Genomic DNA, 19644 nt, shown 5'->3' with positions numbered 1-19644 from the left:
ACAACGATGCAGCTCAACCTTTAGCTATTCTTTCCCTGGAAAGTGAGATACATTCGTTAAGGAGTCTTGTTATGTCTGCAAACACGCAGACAACGGCATACACTGATGAGTCGAGCCAGGCTCTTTCATCAGATGCAGCCATTGTCGTGAATACTATGAGCAAAAGTTATGGTTCTAATTGCGTCGTCGATCAGCTCTCTTTTAAGGTTCAGCCAGGCGAGGTCTTTGCTCTGCTTGGTCCCAATGGAGCTGGTAAGACTACTACAGTAGAGACGCTCGAGGGGTATCGAGCTCCAGATACAGGCAGTGTACGGGTCCTTGGCCTCGATCCAATCCGCGAGGGTCATGCTTTAAAGCCTCGCATTGGTGTGATGTTACAGCAGGATGGCCTCTATCCTGCCCTGACGGCAAGAGAGGTGCTACAGCTCTTTGCAGGATACTATGCGCAGCCTTTATCTGTTGATACGCTTCTAGAGCGTGTGGGACTGACGTCGGCAGCTAAAACACGTTGTCGCCGACTCTCTGGTGGTCAGAAGCGCCGTCTGGCTCTGGCTCTGGCTCTCGTTGGAAATCCAGAACTGGTCTTTATGGATGAACCAACTGCTGGTATGGACCCTCAAGCACGCCAGGTAACGTGGGAGATTATACGCGAGTTGAAACGCAAAGGCGTTACTATTCTCCTCACAACTCATCTGATGGATGAGGCTGAACGCTTAGCCGATCATGTGGCGATCATTGATCACGGTCAACTCATTGCTCTGGATACACCCGCTAATCTCACCGGGACGCAAAATGCCAATATTGTCCGCTTTGTTGCGCCAGAAGGCCTGGATTGTCAACAGTTGGCCGCGCTTCCCTCAGCAAGAAAAGCTGAAGAGGTCAGAGCTGGCAGCTATCTTATTGAGTCAGAGGCTATCCCCTCTCTTCTGGTTGAGCTGACGACCTGGCTGCGCGAACGCAATATAACGCTCTCAGAGCTACGGGTGGGGCATGGCTCACTGGAAGATCTCTTCTTACGTCTGACCGGATCGGAGGTTCGCGATTAATATGGCTACTCAATTGCCCTCTCTTACCACTACCAATCAGCCCGCCTCTCCATTCAAACAGGTCCTCAATCAGGTTCGCTATGAGCTCTTGTTGACGGCACGACGTGGAGAAAATCTGGCGATTACGTTTATCGTGCCGATCGTGCTGCTTGTCTTCTTCACTTCGTTAAACTTTATCCCTAATCCCGCTGGCACAACGACGGTTGAACGGCTCCTACCCGGGATTCTGGCGATGGCTATTATCGCCGCTGGCATGGTCAATCTAGGCATTGCGACAGCCTACGAACGCTATTATGGGGTCCTTAAACGGTTGGGAAGCTCTCCACTCTCGCGCAGTGGCCTGATCAGTGCAAAGATTATTACCATCTTACTGATTGAGGTCGTACAGTTCCTGGTCCTGGTTGGAGTAGCAGCTCTCTATGGCTGGCGACCGGTTGGCTCTCCCTTCCTGACTCTGCTGGCTCTCGTATTGGGGACCATTACTTTTTCGGCCCTGGGCCTGGCGATGGCTGGTGGTCTACGTGCCGAGGCAACACTGGCTGGAGCGAATATCCTGTATCTCATCTTTCTCTTTATTGGTGGCGTCATCGCTCCCCTGGATCTCTTGCCTGCACCTTTAAAGGCCTTTTCACATATTCTTCCTTCGACTGCCCTGATCCAGACCTTACAGACTACGATGAGCAGAAACTCATCTTTCCCAGGGTCTGACTTGGGGTCTAACTTGCTGGTGCTTGGCATCTGGGCTATTCTCGCCCTGGTCATTGCTATCCGCACGTTTAAGTGGGAGTAAAAACGATATCTCTGGTGAGATCAGATGGCGGCTATGCTTTGTTCGAACAAAGCGTAGCCGCCGTCTTATGTGTCTGGTAGATCACGGCTCACACAATTTCTTTCTAAAATTTCTTCCTAAAAGGAATAAGCCCGCCCTTCTTTAAAAAAATCGATCGATATCGCAATGCACATTTAGTACTACTACGCACCAAAGGGTATCACATTATCTTTTCTCTATGTTATAATCATTTGCAAAAAATAGATAATCTGCCCAATTTGCAGTAGAAAAAAGAGTAGTTATATGATTCATTCACAACAGACACCACAAGAACTTTTCTGGTCTGCATGGCAGCAGCAACAGATGCCGCGCCTTTATCCCTCTTTCTCTCTTGGCAACTACTGTGCAGATTTCGCTCATCCAGACACCAGAACGATCCTTGAGATCACGCGCCTGGCTCCAGATACGCTCCGCGATCAAGTGAAACGAGCTGGCTGGCAGATTGTTTCACTACCCGAACGAGAGATCATCACCAATGTACAGGGAGCCGTCAAACGGATCGCCAATCTCCTCGCCAATAAAGCTGTCTATCTACAAAAAAAGAGCGAGACGGCTCCTCGACTCCAGGCAGTCTCGGTTCCATCTCCTCTTCCTCCTTCCCTCTCACAACCACTGGCAGATCCTCTCCTTGCTCCAATGACGGCAACAAAGTCACCAAGTGCTCAGGTTCCACCACCTCCCCTGCCAATCTTACGCCCAACCACAAAGCAGACGGTGTCACCCTTCATGACGACAAAGCAGACCGTATCGCCCCTCATGACCACAAAGCAGGCCAGTAGCATCCGCCCCTGCCCACGCTGTGGAGCCCCTTTGCGCAAGCCTGAGCTCCCCTGCCCCTCCTGTCAGGATCAGCCTTCATCCACCACAAAGTCGGTATCGGCTATTGCATGGGCTCGAACGCTGATGCAGCGCGACGATTGGGTGGTGATTGATACGGAGACAACTGGCCTGACAAGAGATGATGAGATCGTTGAGATTGCGATTGTAGGGAGCAAAGGCCAGATCCTCGTTGATACGCTAATCAGGCCTTTACAACGTATTCCGTTAGAAGCATCCGCAGTCCATCACATTTATGATGCCGATGTGAAAGGTGCTCCTACATTTGCTCAACTCTGGCCTCAGATCGCTCCTCATTTTGAGGGGCTTGTGCTGGCCTACAATGCACAATTCGATATACGGCTCCTACGCCAGACGCTGGGCCAGTCAGCTCTCGCTTTACCTTCTCTGATGACACATGATTGTATTATGAAGCGCTATGCATCCTATCAGAAAGATTGCTATGGATCAGGGCAGCCGCGCCAGAGCCTTAAACATGCCTGCACCCACTTTGGGATTAAGCCTGGCGTCCATCGAGCTCTCGGCGATACCATTGCGGCCTGGGAGGTCGTCAAAAAGCTAAGTGAGCTTGCTTGACTGGATCAGACCTGCCTGACACATTCTCATCCAAAAGTGAGCGCCAGACGGTCTTTCTCCTATACCCTTGAACGCAGACTGCTCCACTCATGCTGTAATAATCCAAAATAGTGCTCATCCTCCAGATGATCACCTATCGGATATCTCTCTCGCAATACGCCCTCGTAAGTAAAGCCAGACTTGAGCAAAAGCCTTTTGGAACGTTCATTGGCAATATCGATAATAGCTTCAATGCGATGCAGGTTCAGTTCACTAAATGCATAAGTAAGAACGGCGGCTATGGCTTCTGACATTACGCCCATCCCCCAGGATGAGCGCTCAAGAATATAGCCAATCTCAGCCCGCCGATAATTGGCCCCGAAATTAAAGAGGCTAACGTTCCCGATCACGCGATCCGCATCTTTAAACGTGAGGATCCATTGGAGAAGCTGCCGCTCTGCATAACGCCTCTGGTTCTGCTTGATCTGTTCCTCTGTTTCATCCAGGGAGCGATGAGGATCATGACCGTAAAATTGGGTCGTCTCTGGATCTGAGAAGATCGGAAAAAGGTCCCTGGCATCAGCTATCTGAACCTGACGCAAGCGTAAGCGCTCTGTAGTCAAAATTGGAAACGTAGTGAAAGCTCTATCAATAGACATATGATAGTTCCTTTGATGCTCGATTGGCTGCTTGCTTATTTCTCTACTAATGGGCGGCCAGTGGCTCTTCCTCTTCTTCCAGGTCGTACTCTTCTTCATCTTGCTCGGGCCCTTGCAGCAGCAGGATGCTTGAGAGGAACATGATAAAGATGATGACGTGCAATCCGGTACACCAGGCACAGATAGCATGTAAGCGCACCAGTTCAGCATAGACGAGATAGAAGACGGTGAGCATGCCCAGACCAGTCCAGGCTACTTCCGCAATTCTCACCCACTTCCGAGCAGGGCCGAGAACGAGGGCCGCAACAGCCAGACCAGCCCCCACCAGCGTCCAGAGCAGGCCTGGGATGGATATAGGAATAGTTGTACCAGGAACTGAGGAATAGGTGCTCGAGAGGACAAGCTCACAATTCACAACGCCGCTGGCCGAACAGACAACGGGTGCATGGTTGTAGTGAATAACAGTTAAATAGATCGAGATGCCCACTCCGATCAGTGAGAGCACTAATAAGAGAATCTGCCCACCCTTGCGTTGAAAATATTCCATACGGCCTCTTCTTACTTTCAGAGCTACGAACCTTTGACACGTCACAAACGTCGTATGTCAATCACTAGCATAGCCCATCCTTTTCTTTATTGTCAATGGACGAAGGCTCTCAAAAAGCTCACTCCTTTGCGATCTGCTCCGAGAAATGGCAGGCTGCATAGTGCTCTCGCCCCTGTTTAGGCTCAAAGGCTGGCTCCTTTTCATGACAGATGCTCTGTGCCATGGGACAGCGCGTATGAAAGCGACACCCGGCAGGAATGTTGATCGGGCTCGGCAGATCTCCTGTCAGGATGATACGCCGCCTCTTGCGCTCAATCTGGGGATCGGGAATAGGAACCGCTGAGAGCAGCGCCCGGGTGTAGGGGTGCTGTGGAGCAGCATAGAGCTCATCCCGATCTGCCAGTTCAACGATTTTCCCGAGATACATGACGGCGATCCGATCCGCGACATGACGAACAACGCTCAGGTCGTGTGAAATAAAGAGATAGGTGAGGTGGAGCTCCTGCTGCAAATGCTGAAGAAGATTCAGGACCTGAGCTCGCACTGAGACATCTAATGCCGAGACGGGCTCGTCTGCAATGATCAATTCAGGGCTGATCGAAAGGGCACGCGCAATGGCGATACGCTGGCGCTGCCCTCCACTAAATTCATGGGGATAGCGATCGCTGTATTCAGGCCTGAGCCCGACTACACGCAACAGTTCAGCCACGCGCTCGCGGATCTCTTTCCCTGTCCCCTGTCGATAGATCTGCATGGGTTCGGCTATTAATGTCCCAATCGTAAAGCGGGGGTTAAGCGAGGCAAAGGGGTCCTGAAAGATCATCTGGATCCGTTGCCGCAGTTGACGGAGCTCTTCCCCCTGCACCTGTGCAAGATCATGCTGATCAAAGAGGATCTGCCCGCTGGTTGGCTGATACAGACGCGTAATAGTGCGGCCAATGGTGGTCTTGCCAGAGCCACTCTCTCCTACTAAGCCCAGTGTCTGGCCCTGCTCGATCTGAAAGCTGACAGTATCGACAGCTTTCACATGCCCAACGGTTCGCTGAAAAAGCAGCCCCTGTGTGAGGGGAAAATACATTTTGAGATCCCGCACGTCTAGCAGTGTCTTTTTCCCAATCTCAACCACGCTTGTTTCTTCCATCATTTCAATGCCTTTTGATCATACTCATGTTCTGTTCTACGATTGAATGACGTTCTGAATACTCTGCTGTTCATAGGCTCGCCTGGCCTCTCGCCGACGCTGGGCATAGGTCTGCTCCTGTGGATCGTTGAGATCGATCCAGCAGGCTTTCCGATGCTCACCCATACCATTAACAGGATCAAAGGGTGGCATTGTCTCGCAGATCTTATGCGCATAAAAACAGCGGGGCATAAATGGGCAGCCAGCTGGTGGGTTCATAAGATCAGGCGGCGAGCCCTCAATGGTTGAGAGTTCACTGCTCCGTTCAGCATCCAGACGTGGTACTGAGGCAAGTAGCCCGACAGTGTAGGGATGACGTGGGTTCGCAAATAGCTCGGCGGTTGGAGCCTCCTCTATGACCTTGCCTGCATACATGACGACGACACGATCAGCAACTCCTGCGACGACACCGAGATCATGGGTGATCAGGATCAGGGCCGTCCCCAAATCTTCACAGACGCCATTGATGACATCCAGGATCTGGGCCTGAACGGTAACATCCAGCGCAGTGGTGGGCTCGTCTGCAATCAATAGTTGTGGCTTACAGGCCAGAGCCATCGCAATCATTACTCTCTGTCTCATCCCCCCACTGAATTGATGAGGATAGGCCTTCATCCGCTCTGCGGCTGCCGGGATGCCAACTTCCTCCAACAATGCACGCGCCCGCTGACGCGCCTGAGAGGCTGCTAATTTAAGATGCATGCGCAGCCCTTCTGCAATCTGATCTCCAATGGTCATGGTAGGGTTCAAACAGGACATGGGGTCCTGGAAGATCATGCCAATCTGCCCCCCTCGCACGCTCCTCATCTCCCGCTCGGATAGTTTGAGCAGGTCCTGATCATGAAACAAGATCTTGCCACCAACATACTCTCCCGGGGGCTGGGCAATCAGTCGAAGAATAGAGAGCGCCGTTACGCTCTTGCCACATCCGCTCTCGCCAACAATCGCCACTTTCTCACCCGGTTTCAACGCAAAACTGACCCCATCCACCGCATGAACATAGCCTGCTTTCGTCTTAAAATAGGTCTTGAGATCCTGAATCTCCAGCAGATTCTCCTCTGTACTCGCCACAGTGATCTCCCTTTCTCAGCGCTCCGTCATATAAGGGTCCAATGCATCGCGCAGACCGTCTCCAACCAGATTACAGCTTAACACCGTAAAAAAGATCAGCAATGTGGGCGTAAAGACGAGCCAGGGTGCACTATCATAGAGCCCCTGCCCATCGCTGACCAGGTTCCCCCAGCTGGCGGTTGGCGGATGCAGGCCAAAACTGAAGTAGCTCAGAATCGATTCCAGAATAATATTGGAGCCAATTAAGAGGGTGGCATTGACGATAATAGGGCCAGCCGCATTGGGCAGGATATGGCGGAACATCAGGCGTAGATTTTTTGCTCCAATCGTACGAGCCGCCAGTACATATTCGCGCTCTTTGAGGGCCAGGAACTCTCCACGCACTACACGCGCCGCTGTCGCCCAACTAAAAATCGCAATAAACAGGACCACACGCAACGGGGACCCATCAGAGAACGAGAGGGCCAGGACAAAGAGCAGAAGATAGGTTGGAATAGCCAGCATGACATCAGTCAGTCGCATCAGAATGTTCTCAATGATCCCACCATAAAATCCTGCAACCGCACCAATGCAGACCCCAAAGACCAGGGCGACAAACATTGAGCTTAAACCTACGAGCAATGAGACCTGACCTCCATACATCGCCCGCGCAAATTGATCCCGCCCAACATTATCTGTCCCCAACGGATAGGTGAGGTTCGGCGGCTGCAATGCTTGATCAGGATGTGGTATGTCTGGCAGCGTATGGCCAGTGACAACAGGCCCAAGAAAGCAAAAGAGAAATAAGAATACCAGAAAGGTAGATCCCGCCAGAGCCACTTTGTTGCGCGTAAAACGATCAAAGATAATTCGTATCTGGCTTCGACGCTTTGGTAGCAGGACTGGCGCAAGGTCTAAGGCTGGCTCAAGCTCTTCTTCGTCAATGGCAAAGGTCCGTTTGCTATCATCAGGATGCTCCATATACATCGACCTTTCTACAGAACGGCTACGAGTAGCGAATACGAGGGTCCATGATGCCATACAACACATCCGCAACAAGGTTAAAAAAGATCACGAATGTTCCACTGAGAACTAACATCGCCAGCAGAACAGGATAATCGCGCACTTCTAATGAGTAGAAAAAGAGCGATCCCATCCCCGGCCACGCATAGATACGCTCTGTAATCGTCGCCCCACCTGCAATAGAACCAAATTCGATCGCGACCACAGTAATCAAAGGGATCACAGCATTGCGCAACGCATGCCGAAAGAGCATCGCCACAGGCGACGCGCCCTTAGCTCTCGCCGTACGCATATAATCCTGCTTCAAGACCTCGATTGTGCTCGAACGCATGTAGCGGCTCCAACTGGCGACAAACAAGAGAGAGAGCGTTAATGTGGGCAGGATCAGGTGTAAGAAATGATCATAGAAGGCATTGAAGGGATCAAAATCAACCCCCAATGTCGTTGTGCCTGAGACTGGCAGAAGATGGAGCTGCACTGCAAAGATATCTTGGAGAAAGAGTCCCAGGATAAACGCTGGTAGAGCAATACCAAAGTAGGAGATGACGGTCAAAATATAATCGACACTTGTATTCTGTCGGACCGCCGAGAGCACACCAAGCAGGATGGCCAGCCCGAGCGCAACGACCAGTGCCACCCCAAATAACTGTAACGTCGCTGGCAACCGCTGTGCCAGGATCTCAGAGACGCGCTGATGCGTTGAGAATGAGAAGCCAAAATTACCCACCAGGCTATTTCCCAACCACTTGAAATACTGGATATAGAGTGGCTGATCCAGGCCAAATTCAGCTCGTAGCGCCTGCTGGCCCGCATTATCCAGGTTCGGATTGTTCAGAACCTCATCCGGACCTCCTGGCATAGCATGAATTAAGAGGAACATCGCAATCGACAATAGGAAGAGTAACGGGATCGCTTGCAACAAGCGACGAATAATATATCGCCCCATAAATTCCTCCGCACAAAGTCTGGAAGCTCCCACATCCTTCCATTGTAGCGGACAGCTTCCAGACCAGGCTCAATCAATCAAACAGGCTTAACATTTCCCCCCTGAGCACCACCACTCCCACACATTCACGGTCTCAAGCGCTCCCATTGGGCCGGGCAGATAATTATGCACCGTATTCTTCGCCATCGAGAGATCGACTGGACTATACAGGATAATAAAAGGAAAATCGGTCAGGTAGATCTGATGCTCTTTATTAAAGGCATCCTGGCGTACGGCTGGATCAGCGGAGGTCTCCTCCTGCACCAGCAGATTCTGCACTTCGGGATCACAGTGGAAGGTACGATTCTGGCCCTTTCCTCCATTGTTGGTGGGAATCTGGCTACAGCTTACCAATGGGGCATCATCAGGGTCATAGGTCCAGGAGTTCTCATACTCCGCCAGATCGTGGTGCCCACCATTCATATAGGGACCAAAGAAGACGCTCGAAGGCTGATTATCGATATTCAGTTTAATACCAATCTTCAGAAAATTCGCCTGAATGAGGTCTTCATCGGCCTGTCGCCAGGGTTTGCCCGAGGTCGTGGCATAGCGGAATTCGAGCCGCTGACCATCCTTACTACGAATACCATCGCTTCCTTTAACCCAACCATTATCATCCAGCAGCTTATTGGCTGCATTCAGATCATACTTTGGACAGGGAGCATCCTTTTGATACCCTGGATTATAGGACTGACCATGGTCTGTACACAATGGAACTGCCTGGCCCTGACGCGCATCCTTGATCAATGCATCATGATCAATGGCCATGGCCATCGCTTTACGCACCTCCACATGGTTGCCCAGGATAGGATTGTTGAAGTTGATGGCGATAAATTCGTAGTTGGAAGCATTTGGATTCGTTACCAGATGATAATTGGAAACCGCTTTATACGTCGAGGTCTTACTTACATCCAGAAAATAGGATGAGGTAATACTTCCAGCCTTGAAATCATTGAGAATGGTCTCCTGTGAGGCAATGGGACGGAAGATAAGCGTATTGAGGTAGGGTAATCCCTCTGAGGCGCGGAAATATTTCGGGTTGCGCACCAGCGTATAGTGATCACCATGAACGCTCTCGCTAATGGTAAAGGGGCCGCTGACGACGGTTGGCTTGAGATTATCAGGCGACTTCAGGATCTCGGAGGGGTCCATACTCTCAAAATGATGCTTTGGTAACGGTGATGTACGTCCATCCGTCCAGACTGCGAGGAAAGGCGCATAGGCCTGCTTTAAATGAAAGGTGATCTGGAGTTTATTGGCGGAGACATCGGTAGAGGTAATCAGATTATAGCCATTGGTGTTGGCAGCCCCGAATTTTGGATTTGTCCATAATTTCCAGGTATAATCTACATCCTCGGCAGTCAGAGGTTGGCCATCAGACCAGAGAAGGCCCGGCTTTAATTTAAAAATCCAGGTCTTGAGATCCTTACTAATATCCCCGTTAGTATAGTCAGGTACCTCAGTTACCAGGTTGGCCGTAATCTTACCCTGGGCATTTCCTACAAAGAGGGGCGAATAGAGGGCCTGATCGACCAGAGTATTAAAATCCTGGGTTCCTCCATTAGGAATCAATGAATCGGGCTCATTCGTCAGATCATCAATCCAGGTCCCTCCCTGGACAGGCTTGTCGCTGGTCGAGGTCGATTGTGACGTCCCGGATGCAGTACAGGCACTCAAGATTAACGTCAGTAGGGCTAGCAGAGAGAACAGGGTCCGTGTCAGATAACCATTCGTTCGACTACGCATCTTGCCTCCTTAGAAAAATAAAGGACAATTGCACATCTTTCTATTCTGTTCCTGGAAACTAGCAAGAATGATACATCATTCCACTTATACCTACTTATGACGTCATAAGTAATAAGAATGTTAATACATTTTCATATTTCCTTTTCAAATTGATCGCTTTATCATTCTACCTGACTATGCTAAACACTGCTGGTAGTCTGGCCTATAGAGGGCGAACGGTCTGTTCGCCCCTATTATACCCTGGCCTCTCTGTGCTAGATTCACAGATCTCAATATTCTGGCCGATAAACTATTCGACGAGCGTCAACAAGGCGCGTGAGACAACGACTTCGATCGCCAGCGTTTTGTACCCTACTTCATCGAAGAGCACGACCATCTTATCGCCTTCATAACGCAGCACCAGTCCCTCACCCCAGACTTTATGCTGAACACGCGAATTCAGCGGAAACGGAAGCGGCTCGCCATTCTCGCTTACAACAATACCTGCATCACAGTTATCGCAATAGTCGCAAGAAGAGACGGATTCCTGCCCGAAATAATTGAGTAAAAATTCACGACGACACGCATGTAGCTCAGCGTAGCTACGCATCATTTCTATACGCGAGCGATCGAATTCACGTCGCGATTGATGGGCATCGATGGCATCTTGCAGAGCTTCATCTAAGTCAAAGTGGTGTTCACTCGCCACAACCTCACCGCTGGGCAAAGATTTGACGACACCAACCTCCTCAAGGCGCGACAGGGCTTCAGCCAATTTTGAGCGCGAGAGATGCGTTCTTTCACTTAACTCTTGCAGGACCACTGGCCCCTGATAAAAACCAATAATTTTGGCAACCTGGCCCACCTGGTCGATATCTACCCGTCCCACGCCGGCAAAAAAACGATGAATACGAAGATCTTCCTCACGGTAAAAGAGGATAGCCTCGGCCTCCTGGCCATCGCGTCCCGCTCGCCCAATCTCTTGGTAATAGGAATCCAGCGAATCGCTGATATCATAGTGGTAGACAAAGCGCACATTTGGCTTATCAATCCCCATTCCAAAGGCCACTGTCGCTACGATGACCTCCACTTCATCATCCATAAATTGCTCTTGCACCTGTTCGCGCTCAATCGCTCGCATGCCCGCGTGATAATAGGCTGCACTGATCCCTTTGTCTGTCAGTGCCTGTGCAATCTCTTCGGCATGTTTACGCGTGGCGGTATAGACAATACCTGGCTTATCCGCCTCTAGCACGCGCTCCAACAAGGCGTTGCGCTTATCGGCCTCTTTATAAAACTTCTCTACCCCCAACCAGATATTGGGACGATCAAAACCACGAACAATGACCTCAGGCTCACGCATACTTAAGCTTTCAATGATCTCTTCTCGAACCCGTGGGCCAGCCGTTGCCGTCAATGCGACGACCGTTGGATGTCCAAGCGCCTCAATAACGGAGTTTAAGCGCAGGTACTCAGGCCGGAAATCATGTCCCCACTCACTTACGCAATGGGCCTCATCAACCACAAATAAAGCCGGTGGCTGCTCTTTTAAATGTTCAAGAATATCATCGCAGTTAAATTGCTCAGGGGCAAGAAAGAGAAACTTTAGCTTGCCTTCTTTCAACTTTTGAAAGACGGCACGCCGTTCCGCTTCACGCATTGTAGAATTAATAAACGCTGCCTCACCTACCTCCATCTCTCCAATCGCTTCAACTTGATCCCGCTGGAGAGCAATTAAGGGGGAGATAATAATGGCAGCGCCTGATAACAGAAGTGTTGTAAACTGATAGATCATCGATTTTCCCAGACCTGTGGGAAGAATAACCAGCGTATCATGACCAGCTAAAATAGCTTTAATGGCCGCTTCCTGCCCTGGACGCAGTTCATCATAGCCAAATTTTTCACGCGCAAGACGCCGTAGACCTCGCGTATTTCTTCGCATATAGTTTCTATTATCCATCTAGAGACCGTCACCGGCCACATATTTTTCCGCTTTAGCAGCACAGAGAAACAGATCTGCCTCTCACATATCATCACGGATAAGTCAGAGGTCTAGATGTAGATATAAACCACTCTATTCTTCGCCCAAAAATTTTTCCACGTCATAGTATGGAGTACGTCAGATACGTAAAAAAAGAGAGAAGAGTTGGACTCTTCTCTTCAGGCCTGGCAGAAAAACATTTTGCGATTACTTGAGCGATAGACTGGTGAGAGTGCATTTTAGAGAGAAACCTTGCATCACATCCAGCTATCGCTTATCTTCTCAAAGAGGATCGCCACAGCCATCGCCCCTGCATCAGGTGCATGCTGGCTCTCTTCGCCTGTATAAGATGCTCGTCCACGTTTGGCGACAAGGTCTCTGGTGGCCTCTGCGCTCGCTCGTGCAACTCTGGCCGCCTCTGCCAGTACTTCTTTGTCTGTTTTTGACGAACTCAACCCTTTCGTTAAGCTCTCAACTGCTGGAATAAGTGCATCGAGCAGGGTCTTATCGCCTAGTTTAGCTCGTCCACGCTCTTCAATTCCCTGGACGGCTGCCTGGAACATTTCGCTCACATCAGCCCGATGTAATTCTTGTTTATCCCCAGCCGCTGTGCCAGCTCGAAGAAAAGCAGTCCCCCAGATAGGTCCAGAGGTGCCTCCCATATAGCGAATGAGAATAAGTGTGACGTCCTTCAAGAACTCACCTGTTCGAGTGTCTTTCTCTAATCTCTTCCACTCGGCCAATAACGAACGAAAACCCCGCGCCAATGTGGTACCAAAATCGCCATCCCCTGCTGCGGAGTCTAACTCGTTAAACTCTTTCTCTTTCTCAATCGCGGTCTCCGCAATGGTCTTGACCACAAACCTCACTGTCTCTAGACTTGAACCTGCCATATATTTTCTCCACGAGAGTTCTTTGCCTGCTCTCTCAATCAATATAACGCACATGGGTCCATCATTGATCCATTGCGTCTCTTTCTGTGTGGGCACGCACACTGTAACATGGAGAGAAGCCGCCTATCAATGCATGCTAAAATCTGGCTGGCTCATCGCAATCGATTACTATTACTATTCCCATATCTTTGGGGTATGATACAGACATCGACGAAGATCAAGACACCCTGTAGCCAGAGGCAGCTTCCTATGCAGATAGAATTGGATGACTGCTGCACGAAGCCCGGTGCCAGGTGAAGACTGGAAACGATGCCGCTCTCCACAGATGGGCAGAAAGCTGCGCCTTACCGTTGTCAGCATTTCCATTGACCATTTGGATCAGATCATGGTCTACTGCTGACAGAAGGAGGACGACCATGATGCAATGGTGCTTAAATGTACTCTCCTGGAATGACACACATGTACAGAATCAGTACATGCGCAGACACCTGCACTATCTACACATCTACTACGTACTAATAGCTCTCCTTGCGGCAACAATTCCAGGTATCATGCAACTGCCACAGAGGTCGAGGGCCGCTGGTGGCATTACCGATGCTGGCCTCATAGGTTGGGAAGGCGATGGACGAGGGCCAACAACACATATGAATGGCTCATTCGATATCGGTAATGACAAAAACTTCACGGTACACTTTGGCATCTATGATTCAGGAAACTATCCTCTCAACTGGACAAACTGCGAAGGCTATCTTCCTTGCGATATAACGGAATTTGAACGCAACAACAGCATTATCAAGATCACTAACTTTGGTGATAAAGTGCTTATCAATGGCCATGATTTTGTTCTGGTCTATTCACGTGTCTCGGTCTATAACCATGGGCATGACGCTGTGACGCTTGATCCAGCTCCCTCTCCCCATGCTTTACTGGCACTTAATGCGGTCAGCTCTACCGTTCATCCTGATCAGACAATCAATCATGACTATGTGATCGCCGTTGATAAATTTAATCAATCGTATAGCTGGCCTACTGATCGTCTCGTTGTCGCACAAGGAGGATATGATCAACATTACCTCCATATGAAGAACTACTGGAATAAGCGCTTATCCGCCCTGGCACAGATCAATCAATTGCCCGATCAACGCATGGCGGATGCTTATAAAGCTGGCTATATCTATAGTAAGATCATCGAAGACGATGATGCCAGCTTTAGTGCCGACAGTATCCATCCAGGCGAGAATGGCTATGACAAGTATTATGATCATGATGCCCTGGGCATTGTGCTCTACTACATCGCGATTGGAGATTATCTGCACGCGCAGTCTTTTTTGAAGACGCTGCACTGTGCATGCTATGCTGACTTCAATTATAAGTATGCATGGCCCTGGGCCGAGTATCTCATGAAGACTGGCGATGCCGAGTTTGTGCGTCAAAATTTTGCACTTATTCAGAACGCGACACATAGTATTGAGTCGAGCCGGACTGGTCCTGGCAAGACGATGCATAGCTCAAACACCATTGATGCTCTGGGCAATTGGACGGCGGACGACGAAGCGGCATTGCTGGGACTCTCCAGTTATCTGTATATTACAGAAAAACTAGGAAAGAGCAGTGAGCTCAACTGGGCCAGATATCAGTATACTGATCTGCTCAACTCTATCAACACCGAGCTGAACACAACGCTACAAAAGAATAGCCTGAGCTCTATCACCTGTGCAGTCGATGTGCCCAACTCGCGAAATCGCTGCTCCCAGCCGCAAGATTCCAATAACCTGAGCTTCTGGGCCATCGCTCCCTGGGGCTGGGAGGGCTACCTGCTGAATGCCCCCGATCAGACCGGTCCATTAATTGATCTGATTGATGCCACCTACCATCACAACTACAATCGCTTACGCGGGATTCTAGCAGCACATGATATTGGTGGTTTCCCTGGCTTTTCAGAGGCATACCAGGTTGGTGCAGCCTCTGAGGGCTTGCGTGGCAACGGGCTATACAGACCAGAGGCCATTCGCGTCTACAAGTTTATGATTGATGAGAATATGGATGGCCCGTACTCCTGGTGGGAATCAAATGGTGTTGGCATCACCTCAAGCCCCTGGAAAGGCAATCATCCTAGCGATGGACAGGGATCGGCTCCGCATGCCTGGGGCATTGCCCAGATGAACAAGGCTTTGCTTGACTCATTCATTGCTCAACGAACTGATGGAACCGTCCTGGTTGGACGGGGTGTGCCCGAGGAGTGGATGAAACGAGGGCAGGTCATTGATATTAGTAATTATCCGATCTTGGATAATCACCGTATGGGCATGCACATAACCATGGGGAACGATGGGAAGACAGTGACACTCACGCTCTCGGGCGATACTCCAACCAATAATGTGATCTTCAATCTCCCCGGCTTCAGAAGCAATCTTGCGTCAACCACCAGTGGCTCCATGGACAACAACGAAGGCGCTGTTACCATTCCACCTTCTACGGCTACTGTCACTGTAACGCTCAACCATCAACCAGATAATAGAGACTGAGTGAGTCCATTAAGAGTGCATTGAGATACGGTGCCGATAATAAAATAGTGATGGATATGTGATATCAATCACTTCTTTGTGCACAGTTAGTGATTTCGCTCTTCTATACTTCGGATGTCTGAAAAATGGTCATGCTGAACATGCCCAGGCTTCCTGAGGCGTAGAAAGGAATGATCTCTATGGTATTCGATACTCATCGTGCCTATGAGGTACTGTCTCACCATTTTCATAAACGAGTTCATTGTCAGGAACCACTGGCCCAACACAGTTCCTTCAGTGTTGGAGGTGAAGCCGACCTGTGGATTACACTCGAAACGCCCAGAGAGCTGGCAGATCTGATCGGTCTCTGTTCGCAAGAGCATTGGCCTCTGCTGGTCGTTGGATCTGGTTCAAATACGCTCTATGCAGATAATGGAGTGCGCGGGATTGTGGCTCGCATGGATGCCCATAATTATCAGGTCGAAACACAACCCGATGGGTCCGCTATTGTGACTGCTACGGCTGGAGTAACCTGGAGTGAACTGTTACATGCGGTTGTCCCGCTTGGCTGGGGCGGCCTGGAATTTGGCATTGGTATTCCAGGAACCCTGGGAGCCGGGGTGGTTAGCAATGCAGGCGCACATAATCAGGATCTTGGGCAGGCCCTTTTATGGATCGAGGTTCTGGACGCTCGCGGCTGTAATGTCGCCATGGAAGATGAGTATGCTCATCCTCTGCTCCGACGATACGTTCATGCCGATCTAGAGTTGGGCTATCTCCATAGCCGTTTTCGCAAACAACCTGCGGCACAGATTGATCCAGATGGCAATCTGCTACTCGCTGCCCACCATCTTATCAGTCCAGCCGAATTCATTGTAACGCTCGCACTACGTCTTCATCGACAAGATCCTACAGAGTTGCTTGCTCTATTGGATCAACACAGAGAGTATCGCAAACAGACTGAACCTTCCCAGTTGCATCTTGGCTCTATTTTTAAAAATCCGCCCGATACAACTGCACATGACCTCATTGATAAGGCTGGCCTGCGAGGAAAGACGTGCGGCAATGCACAGATCTCTCTGCAAAATGCAAATTATATCGTGAACCTGGGGGGAGCTCGGGCACAGGATATTGTGGATCTGATGATCGAGGCACACCAGCGGGTCCTGAAGCAATCCCATGTGTCTCTGGAATTAAATGTTGAACTCCTTGGAGCATGGCCCTATCGCGAAACTGAGTGATCGAGAAGCCAGGCCAACATAGATAGTGAGATAATATCAATGGACAAACAGAAAACACACGTTTTAATGATGGAAGCCAACGAGAAAGAGGCTTCTTATGTTCGACATCGGCTAGATGTCGAAGATTTTCTGGAGACACGCTCAAATACTTTATTCAATGGTACGATGAATTTGAGTGAGGTCGAGGTCGTGCTTCCATTTGTTCATTCCCATATCGGAGCCGAAGAGATTGCGGCTATGCCTAATCTTAAGTTAATTGCAACGCGTTCAACCGGATATGATCACATTGATCTCCATGCAGCCTCGGCTAGAGGGATTAAAGTGGCCAATGTCCCTGCTTATGGCGAGACTGCGGTCGCCGAATATACATTTGCTCTCCTGCTGGCACTTTCACGCAAGATTCATCAGGCCTGGGTCCATATGCGAGATGGCGAGTATAGTATAGAGGAGCTACGCGGCTTTGATCTGTATGGCAAGACGCTTGGAGTTATCGGTGCGGGCGCTATTGGCCTGCATGTCATACGGATCGCTAAGGGGTTCGGTATGAATGTGCTGGCTTATGATGTTGTACACAACCAGCTCCTCTCTGAAGTGTTGGGGTTCCAGTACGCCGAACTGGATGAGGTCCTCAAACAATCCGATGTGGTGACGCTCCACGCTCCCGCACTGCCAAGCACCCATCATATGATCAATCGCGAGAAGCTCGAACTAATGAAGCGTGGCTCTCTCATCATCAATACAGCTCGCGGGTCGCTTATCGATACACGAGCGCTCGCCTGGGCCCTTGACACTCGGATCCTGGCTGGCGCTGGCCTGGATACGCTCGAAGGCGAAGAATTTCTGGAACATGAAGAGGAACTGTTGAATGCGGCAGATACCGAAGCCGAACTTAAATTGCTGGTCAATAACAATATGCTGCTACGCCGCCAGAATGTGATCATTACACCACATATTGCTTTCAACTCTGACGAGGCGCTGCTCCGCATTCTCGATACAACTATTAGCAATGTACAGGCATTTCTCGCCGATCGTCCACAAAATATTGTGAAAGTACAATAATCCAAAGGACAATAATCCATAACGCAAAGAGACAGACCTGGGATGAAGAGGCTCTTCATTCCAGGTCTGTCTGTTTAAAACAGGCTTTCTTCTCAGAGGCCTCTGAGAAGAAAGCCTGGCATCTGCCCCGTCTCTAAAAGACGACCACATCAGCCTTTTTCTGCTTGTTCGTCTCTTTTTGTTTGCTTGATTGAGAACCATGATCCGTTTTTGCTGCATGCACAACAAGTATGGGCTGTGGCGCAGCATCAAACACAGCTTCTGTAAAGCTGCTGAACAGAAAATGCTGAAAACCGTGGCGGCCATGGGTCGTCATGGCAATAATATCACACCCCGTGAAACCAGGCTCATCGCCAATACAAGAGCTCTCTTCGATGATCCTTCTGGTAATATCTTCTATATCCGAGTAGGTCACCACAGAACCAGTCACCGTTAAACCAAAGGATGCAAGCTCGCCAGAGGAAAAACGCTCTTTAATCTGGTGAAGATACGCCTCAGCCTCAGCTCTACAGGCTTTGTTTTGCTGTTCGACGATATCTTTCTCCTTCTGCCGATGCGTAATGAGACGCTCAACAACTCTTGTGAGATGGATAGAGCCCTGCCCTACCTGAGCGAGAGCGGCACTGAGCTGCGCGGCTGGACGGATTGCTTCCTCTGAGAGAGATGAGCCATCCAGTGCGACCAGAATGCGTGGCGCATGAACAAGAGGCAGAAGCTGGCTTTGTGTCCCTCTGATTACCAGAACCGGAACTGGACAATAGCGTACAAGCTGCTGTGCAGTACTCCCCATCACCCAGCGCGTAAACCCGGTCTCGCCATGGCTACGCATGACAATGAGATCTATTCCATACACACGCGCAGTGTCGATAATCGTTGCCGCTGACCCCCCCATCTGTACGTCGATATGCACTTTCAGCGCATCAAGATGAGCAGAGGTAACGACCTGCTTCAAGTAATCACGAGCTTTTGTGAAGGCTGCTTCTCGCATGGGCTCTGCCAGTTCTAGCGGGGCGTATGGGTAAAGCGGCACACAACTGGAGGGTGGAACCACACGGAGGAGATAGACTTCTGCGTTACATGCACGCGCAATATGAACTGCAAGCGGGATCGCCTCTTCTGCCAGAGAGGAGCCGTCCAGCGGCACGAGGATCTTCTGGAACTGCATCATATTTGTCTGCTCTTTCATACTGTCTCCCTTCCTGCAACCAGGAATTCTTCTCTTTCTGCTGAGCGGAGTAGAGGCTAAACCCTCATCAGCTTCTTACTGATATTCTCTTCCTCGTAGAATACTCCCAATCTCAACATTCTCTTGGTGATTAATCTTCTCTGCTTTATAACTTTTACTCTATGAGAGATAGTAAAAGATGTATGTCTCGGAAAAGTCACTGCAAGAGAACCGGTATCACAAAGAAATCACAGGCAAACTCTTTGATTTGTGTCTTAATTGCCAGGCCTGCCTGCGTAGTATCAATGCAGCTAGACTACGCAGGCAGGCGAACAAAAATTGTTGGAGGAAAGGGAAAGACAGGT

The 19644-nt window shown here is 49.9% G+C and carries 16 protein-coding genes; 6 read left to right on the top strand and 10 right to left on the bottom strand.

All coding sequences use genetic code 11. The features are described from left to right. Window positions 1–71: 71 nt before the first annotated feature. From EL628_RS07395 to EL628_RS07385, 3 genes are all read left to right on the top strand, one after another. Entirely contained in the window at window positions 72–1046 is a 975-nt protein-coding gene (locus EL628_RS07395; protein WP_126579321.1) for an ABC transporter ATP-binding protein, read from the top strand. A gap of 1 nt (window position 1047) precedes the next feature. Next, the gene (locus tag EL628_RS07390; protein WP_126579320.1) at window positions 1048–1836 is read left to right on the top strand and encodes an ABC transporter permease; all 789 of its coding nucleotides are present in this window, start codon (window positions 1048–1050) and stop codon (window positions 1834–1836) included. 282 nt (window positions 1837–2118) lie between these two features. Next, window positions 2119–3288, top strand: a complete 1170-nt coding sequence (locus EL628_RS07385) for an exonuclease domain-containing protein (protein ID WP_126579319.1) — start codon at window positions 2119–2121, stop codon at window positions 3286–3288. A gap of 59 nt (window positions 3289–3347) precedes the next feature. Here the strand turns inward: EL628_RS07385 and EL628_RS07380 are convergent, their stop codons facing one another. The 9 genes from EL628_RS07380 to dhaL form a co-directional block, all read right to left on the bottom strand. Then, entirely contained in the window at window positions 3348–3926 is a 579-nt protein-coding gene (locus EL628_RS07380; RefSeq protein ID WP_126579318.1) for a GNAT family N-acetyltransferase, read from the bottom strand. A gap of 46 nt (window positions 3927–3972) precedes the next feature. Then, window positions 3973–4473 carry a vitamin K epoxide reductase family protein gene (locus tag EL628_RS07375; protein WP_126579317.1) on the bottom strand — a complete coding sequence of 167 codons (501 nt, stop codon included), beginning with the start codon at window positions 4471–4473 and terminating at the stop codon, window positions 3973–3975. Between the two features lie 118 nt (window positions 4474–4591). Continuing rightward, complete coding sequence (locus EL628_RS07370; protein WP_281276524.1) at window positions 4592–5617, bottom strand: ABC transporter ATP-binding protein; 1026 nt, start codon at window positions 5615–5617, stop codon at window positions 4592–4594. Between the two features lie 33 nt (window positions 5618–5650). Further along, window positions 5651–6724 (bottom strand): ABC transporter ATP-binding protein, encoded by a 1074-nt coding sequence (locus tag EL628_RS07365; protein ID WP_126579316.1) that lies wholly within the window; start codon window positions 6722–6724, stop codon window positions 5651–5653. Between the two features lie 15 nt (window positions 6725–6739). Next, entirely contained in the window at window positions 6740–7684 is a 945-nt protein-coding gene (locus EL628_RS07360; protein ID WP_161975326.1) for an ABC transporter permease, read from the bottom strand. Between the two features lie 25 nt (window positions 7685–7709). Beyond that, a complete protein-coding gene (locus tag EL628_RS07355; protein ID WP_126579314.1) occupies window positions 7710–8672 on the bottom strand; it encodes an ABC transporter permease in 963 nt (320 codons plus the stop codon). Between the two features lie 87 nt (window positions 8673–8759). Continuing rightward, entirely contained in the window at window positions 8760–10457 is a 1698-nt protein-coding gene (locus tag EL628_RS07350) for a peptide ABC transporter substrate-binding protein (RefSeq protein WP_126579313.1), read from the bottom strand. Window positions 10458–10746: 289 nt separating this feature from the next. Continuing rightward, window positions 10747–12378 (bottom strand): RecQ family ATP-dependent DNA helicase, encoded by a 1632-nt coding sequence (locus EL628_RS07345; protein WP_126579312.1) that lies wholly within the window; start codon window positions 12376–12378, stop codon window positions 10747–10749. A gap of 296 nt (window positions 12379–12674) precedes the next feature. Continuing rightward, the gene (gene dhaL / locus EL628_RS07340) at window positions 12675–13310 is read right to left on the bottom strand and encodes a dihydroxyacetone kinase subunit DhaL (RefSeq protein ID WP_126579311.1); all 636 of its coding nucleotides are present in this window, start codon (window positions 13308–13310) and stop codon (window positions 12675–12677) included. Window positions 13311–13726: 416 nt separating this feature from the next. Between dhaL and EL628_RS07335 the strand changes: the two genes are divergently transcribed. The 3 genes from EL628_RS07335 to EL628_RS07325 all read left to right on the top strand — a co-directional run bounded on the left by EL628_RS07335 (window position 13727) and on the right by EL628_RS07325 (window position 18114). Beyond that, window positions 13727–15835: a hypothetical protein gene (locus EL628_RS07335; protein WP_126579310.1), complete on the top strand. Its 2109-nt coding sequence runs from the start codon at window positions 13727–13729 to the stop codon at window positions 15833–15835. A 179-nt stretch (window positions 15836–16014) separates the two neighbouring features. Further along, window positions 16015–17055 (top strand): UDP-N-acetylmuramate dehydrogenase, encoded by a 1041-nt coding sequence (gene murB / locus EL628_RS07330; protein WP_161975325.1) that lies wholly within the window; start codon window positions 16015–16017, stop codon window positions 17053–17055. 39 nt (window positions 17056–17094) lie between these two features. Next, complete coding sequence (locus tag EL628_RS07325; protein WP_126579308.1) at window positions 17095–18114, top strand: NAD(P)-dependent oxidoreductase; 1020 nt, start codon at window positions 17095–17097, stop codon at window positions 18112–18114. 133 nt (window positions 18115–18247) lie between these two features. Here EL628_RS07325 and EL628_RS07320 read toward each other — a convergent pair whose 3' ends face one another. After that, window positions 18248–19300 (bottom strand): universal stress protein, encoded by a 1053-nt coding sequence (locus EL628_RS07320; RefSeq protein WP_126579307.1) that lies wholly within the window; start codon window positions 19298–19300, stop codon window positions 18248–18250. Window positions 19301–19644: the final 344 nt, after the last annotated feature.

This window comes from Tengunoibacter tsumagoiensis, from assembly GCF_003967535.1.
Lineage (GTDB): Bacteria > Chloroflexota > Ktedonobacteria > Ktedonobacterales > Ktedonobacteraceae > Tengunoibacter > Tengunoibacter tsumagoiensis.
Note: the sequence above shows the minus strand (reverse complement) of the source record. Positions and strands in the feature narration are given on the sequence as shown.

What these genes read in the sequence shown, in the direction of transcription:
- dhaL (WP_126579311.1), bottom strand. Translation starts at nt 13,310, where the DNA reads ATGGCAGGTTCAAGTCTAGAGACAGTGAGGTTTGTGGTCAAGACCATT.
- EL628_RS07350 (WP_126579313.1), bottom strand. Translation starts at nt 10,457, where the DNA reads ATGCGTAGTCGAACGAATGGTTATCTGACACGGACCCTGTTCTCTCTG.
- EL628_RS07345 (WP_126579312.1), bottom strand. Translation starts at nt 12,378, where the DNA reads ATGCGAAGAAATACGCGAGGTCTACGGCGTCTTGCGCGTGAAAAATTT.
- EL628_RS07390 (WP_126579320.1), top strand. Translation starts at nt 1,048, where the DNA reads ATGGCTACTCAATTGCCCTCTCTTACCACTACCAATCAGCCCGCCTCT.
- EL628_RS07320 (WP_126579307.1), bottom strand. Translation starts at nt 19,300, where the DNA reads ATGAAAGAGCAGACAAATATGATGCAGTTCCAGAAGATCCTCGTGCCG.
- EL628_RS07370 (WP_281276524.1), bottom strand. Translation starts at nt 5,617, where the DNA reads ATGATGGAAGAAACAAGCGTGGTTGAGATTGGGAAAAAGACACTGCTA.
- EL628_RS07395 (WP_126579321.1), top strand. Translation starts at nt 72, where the DNA reads ATGTCTGCAAACACGCAGACAACGGCATACACTGATGAGTCGAGCCAG.
- EL628_RS07385 (WP_126579319.1), top strand. Translation starts at nt 2,119, where the DNA reads ATGATTCATTCACAACAGACACCACAAGAACTTTTCTGGTCTGCATGG.
- EL628_RS07335 (WP_126579310.1), top strand. Translation starts at nt 13,727, where the DNA reads ATGATGCAATGGTGCTTAAATGTACTCTCCTGGAATGACACACATGTA.
- EL628_RS07380 (WP_126579318.1), bottom strand. Translation starts at nt 3,926, where the DNA reads ATGTCTATTGATAGAGCTTTCACTACGTTTCCAATTTTGACTACAGAG.
- murB (WP_161975325.1), top strand. Translation starts at nt 16,015, where the DNA reads ATGGTATTCGATACTCATCGTGCCTATGAGGTACTGTCTCACCATTTT.
- EL628_RS07355 (WP_126579314.1), bottom strand. Translation starts at nt 8,672, where the DNA reads ATGGGGCGATATATTATTCGTCGCTTGTTGCAAGCGATCCCGTTACTC.
- EL628_RS07325 (WP_126579308.1), top strand. Translation starts at nt 17,095, where the DNA reads ATGGACAAACAGAAAACACACGTTTTAATGATGGAAGCCAACGAGAAA.
- EL628_RS07360 (WP_161975326.1), bottom strand. Translation starts at nt 7,684, where the DNA reads ATGGAGCATCCTGATGATAGCAAACGGACCTTTGCCATTGACGAAGAA.
- EL628_RS07375 (WP_126579317.1), bottom strand. Translation starts at nt 4,473, where the DNA reads ATGGAATATTTTCAACGCAAGGGTGGGCAGATTCTCTTATTAGTGCTC.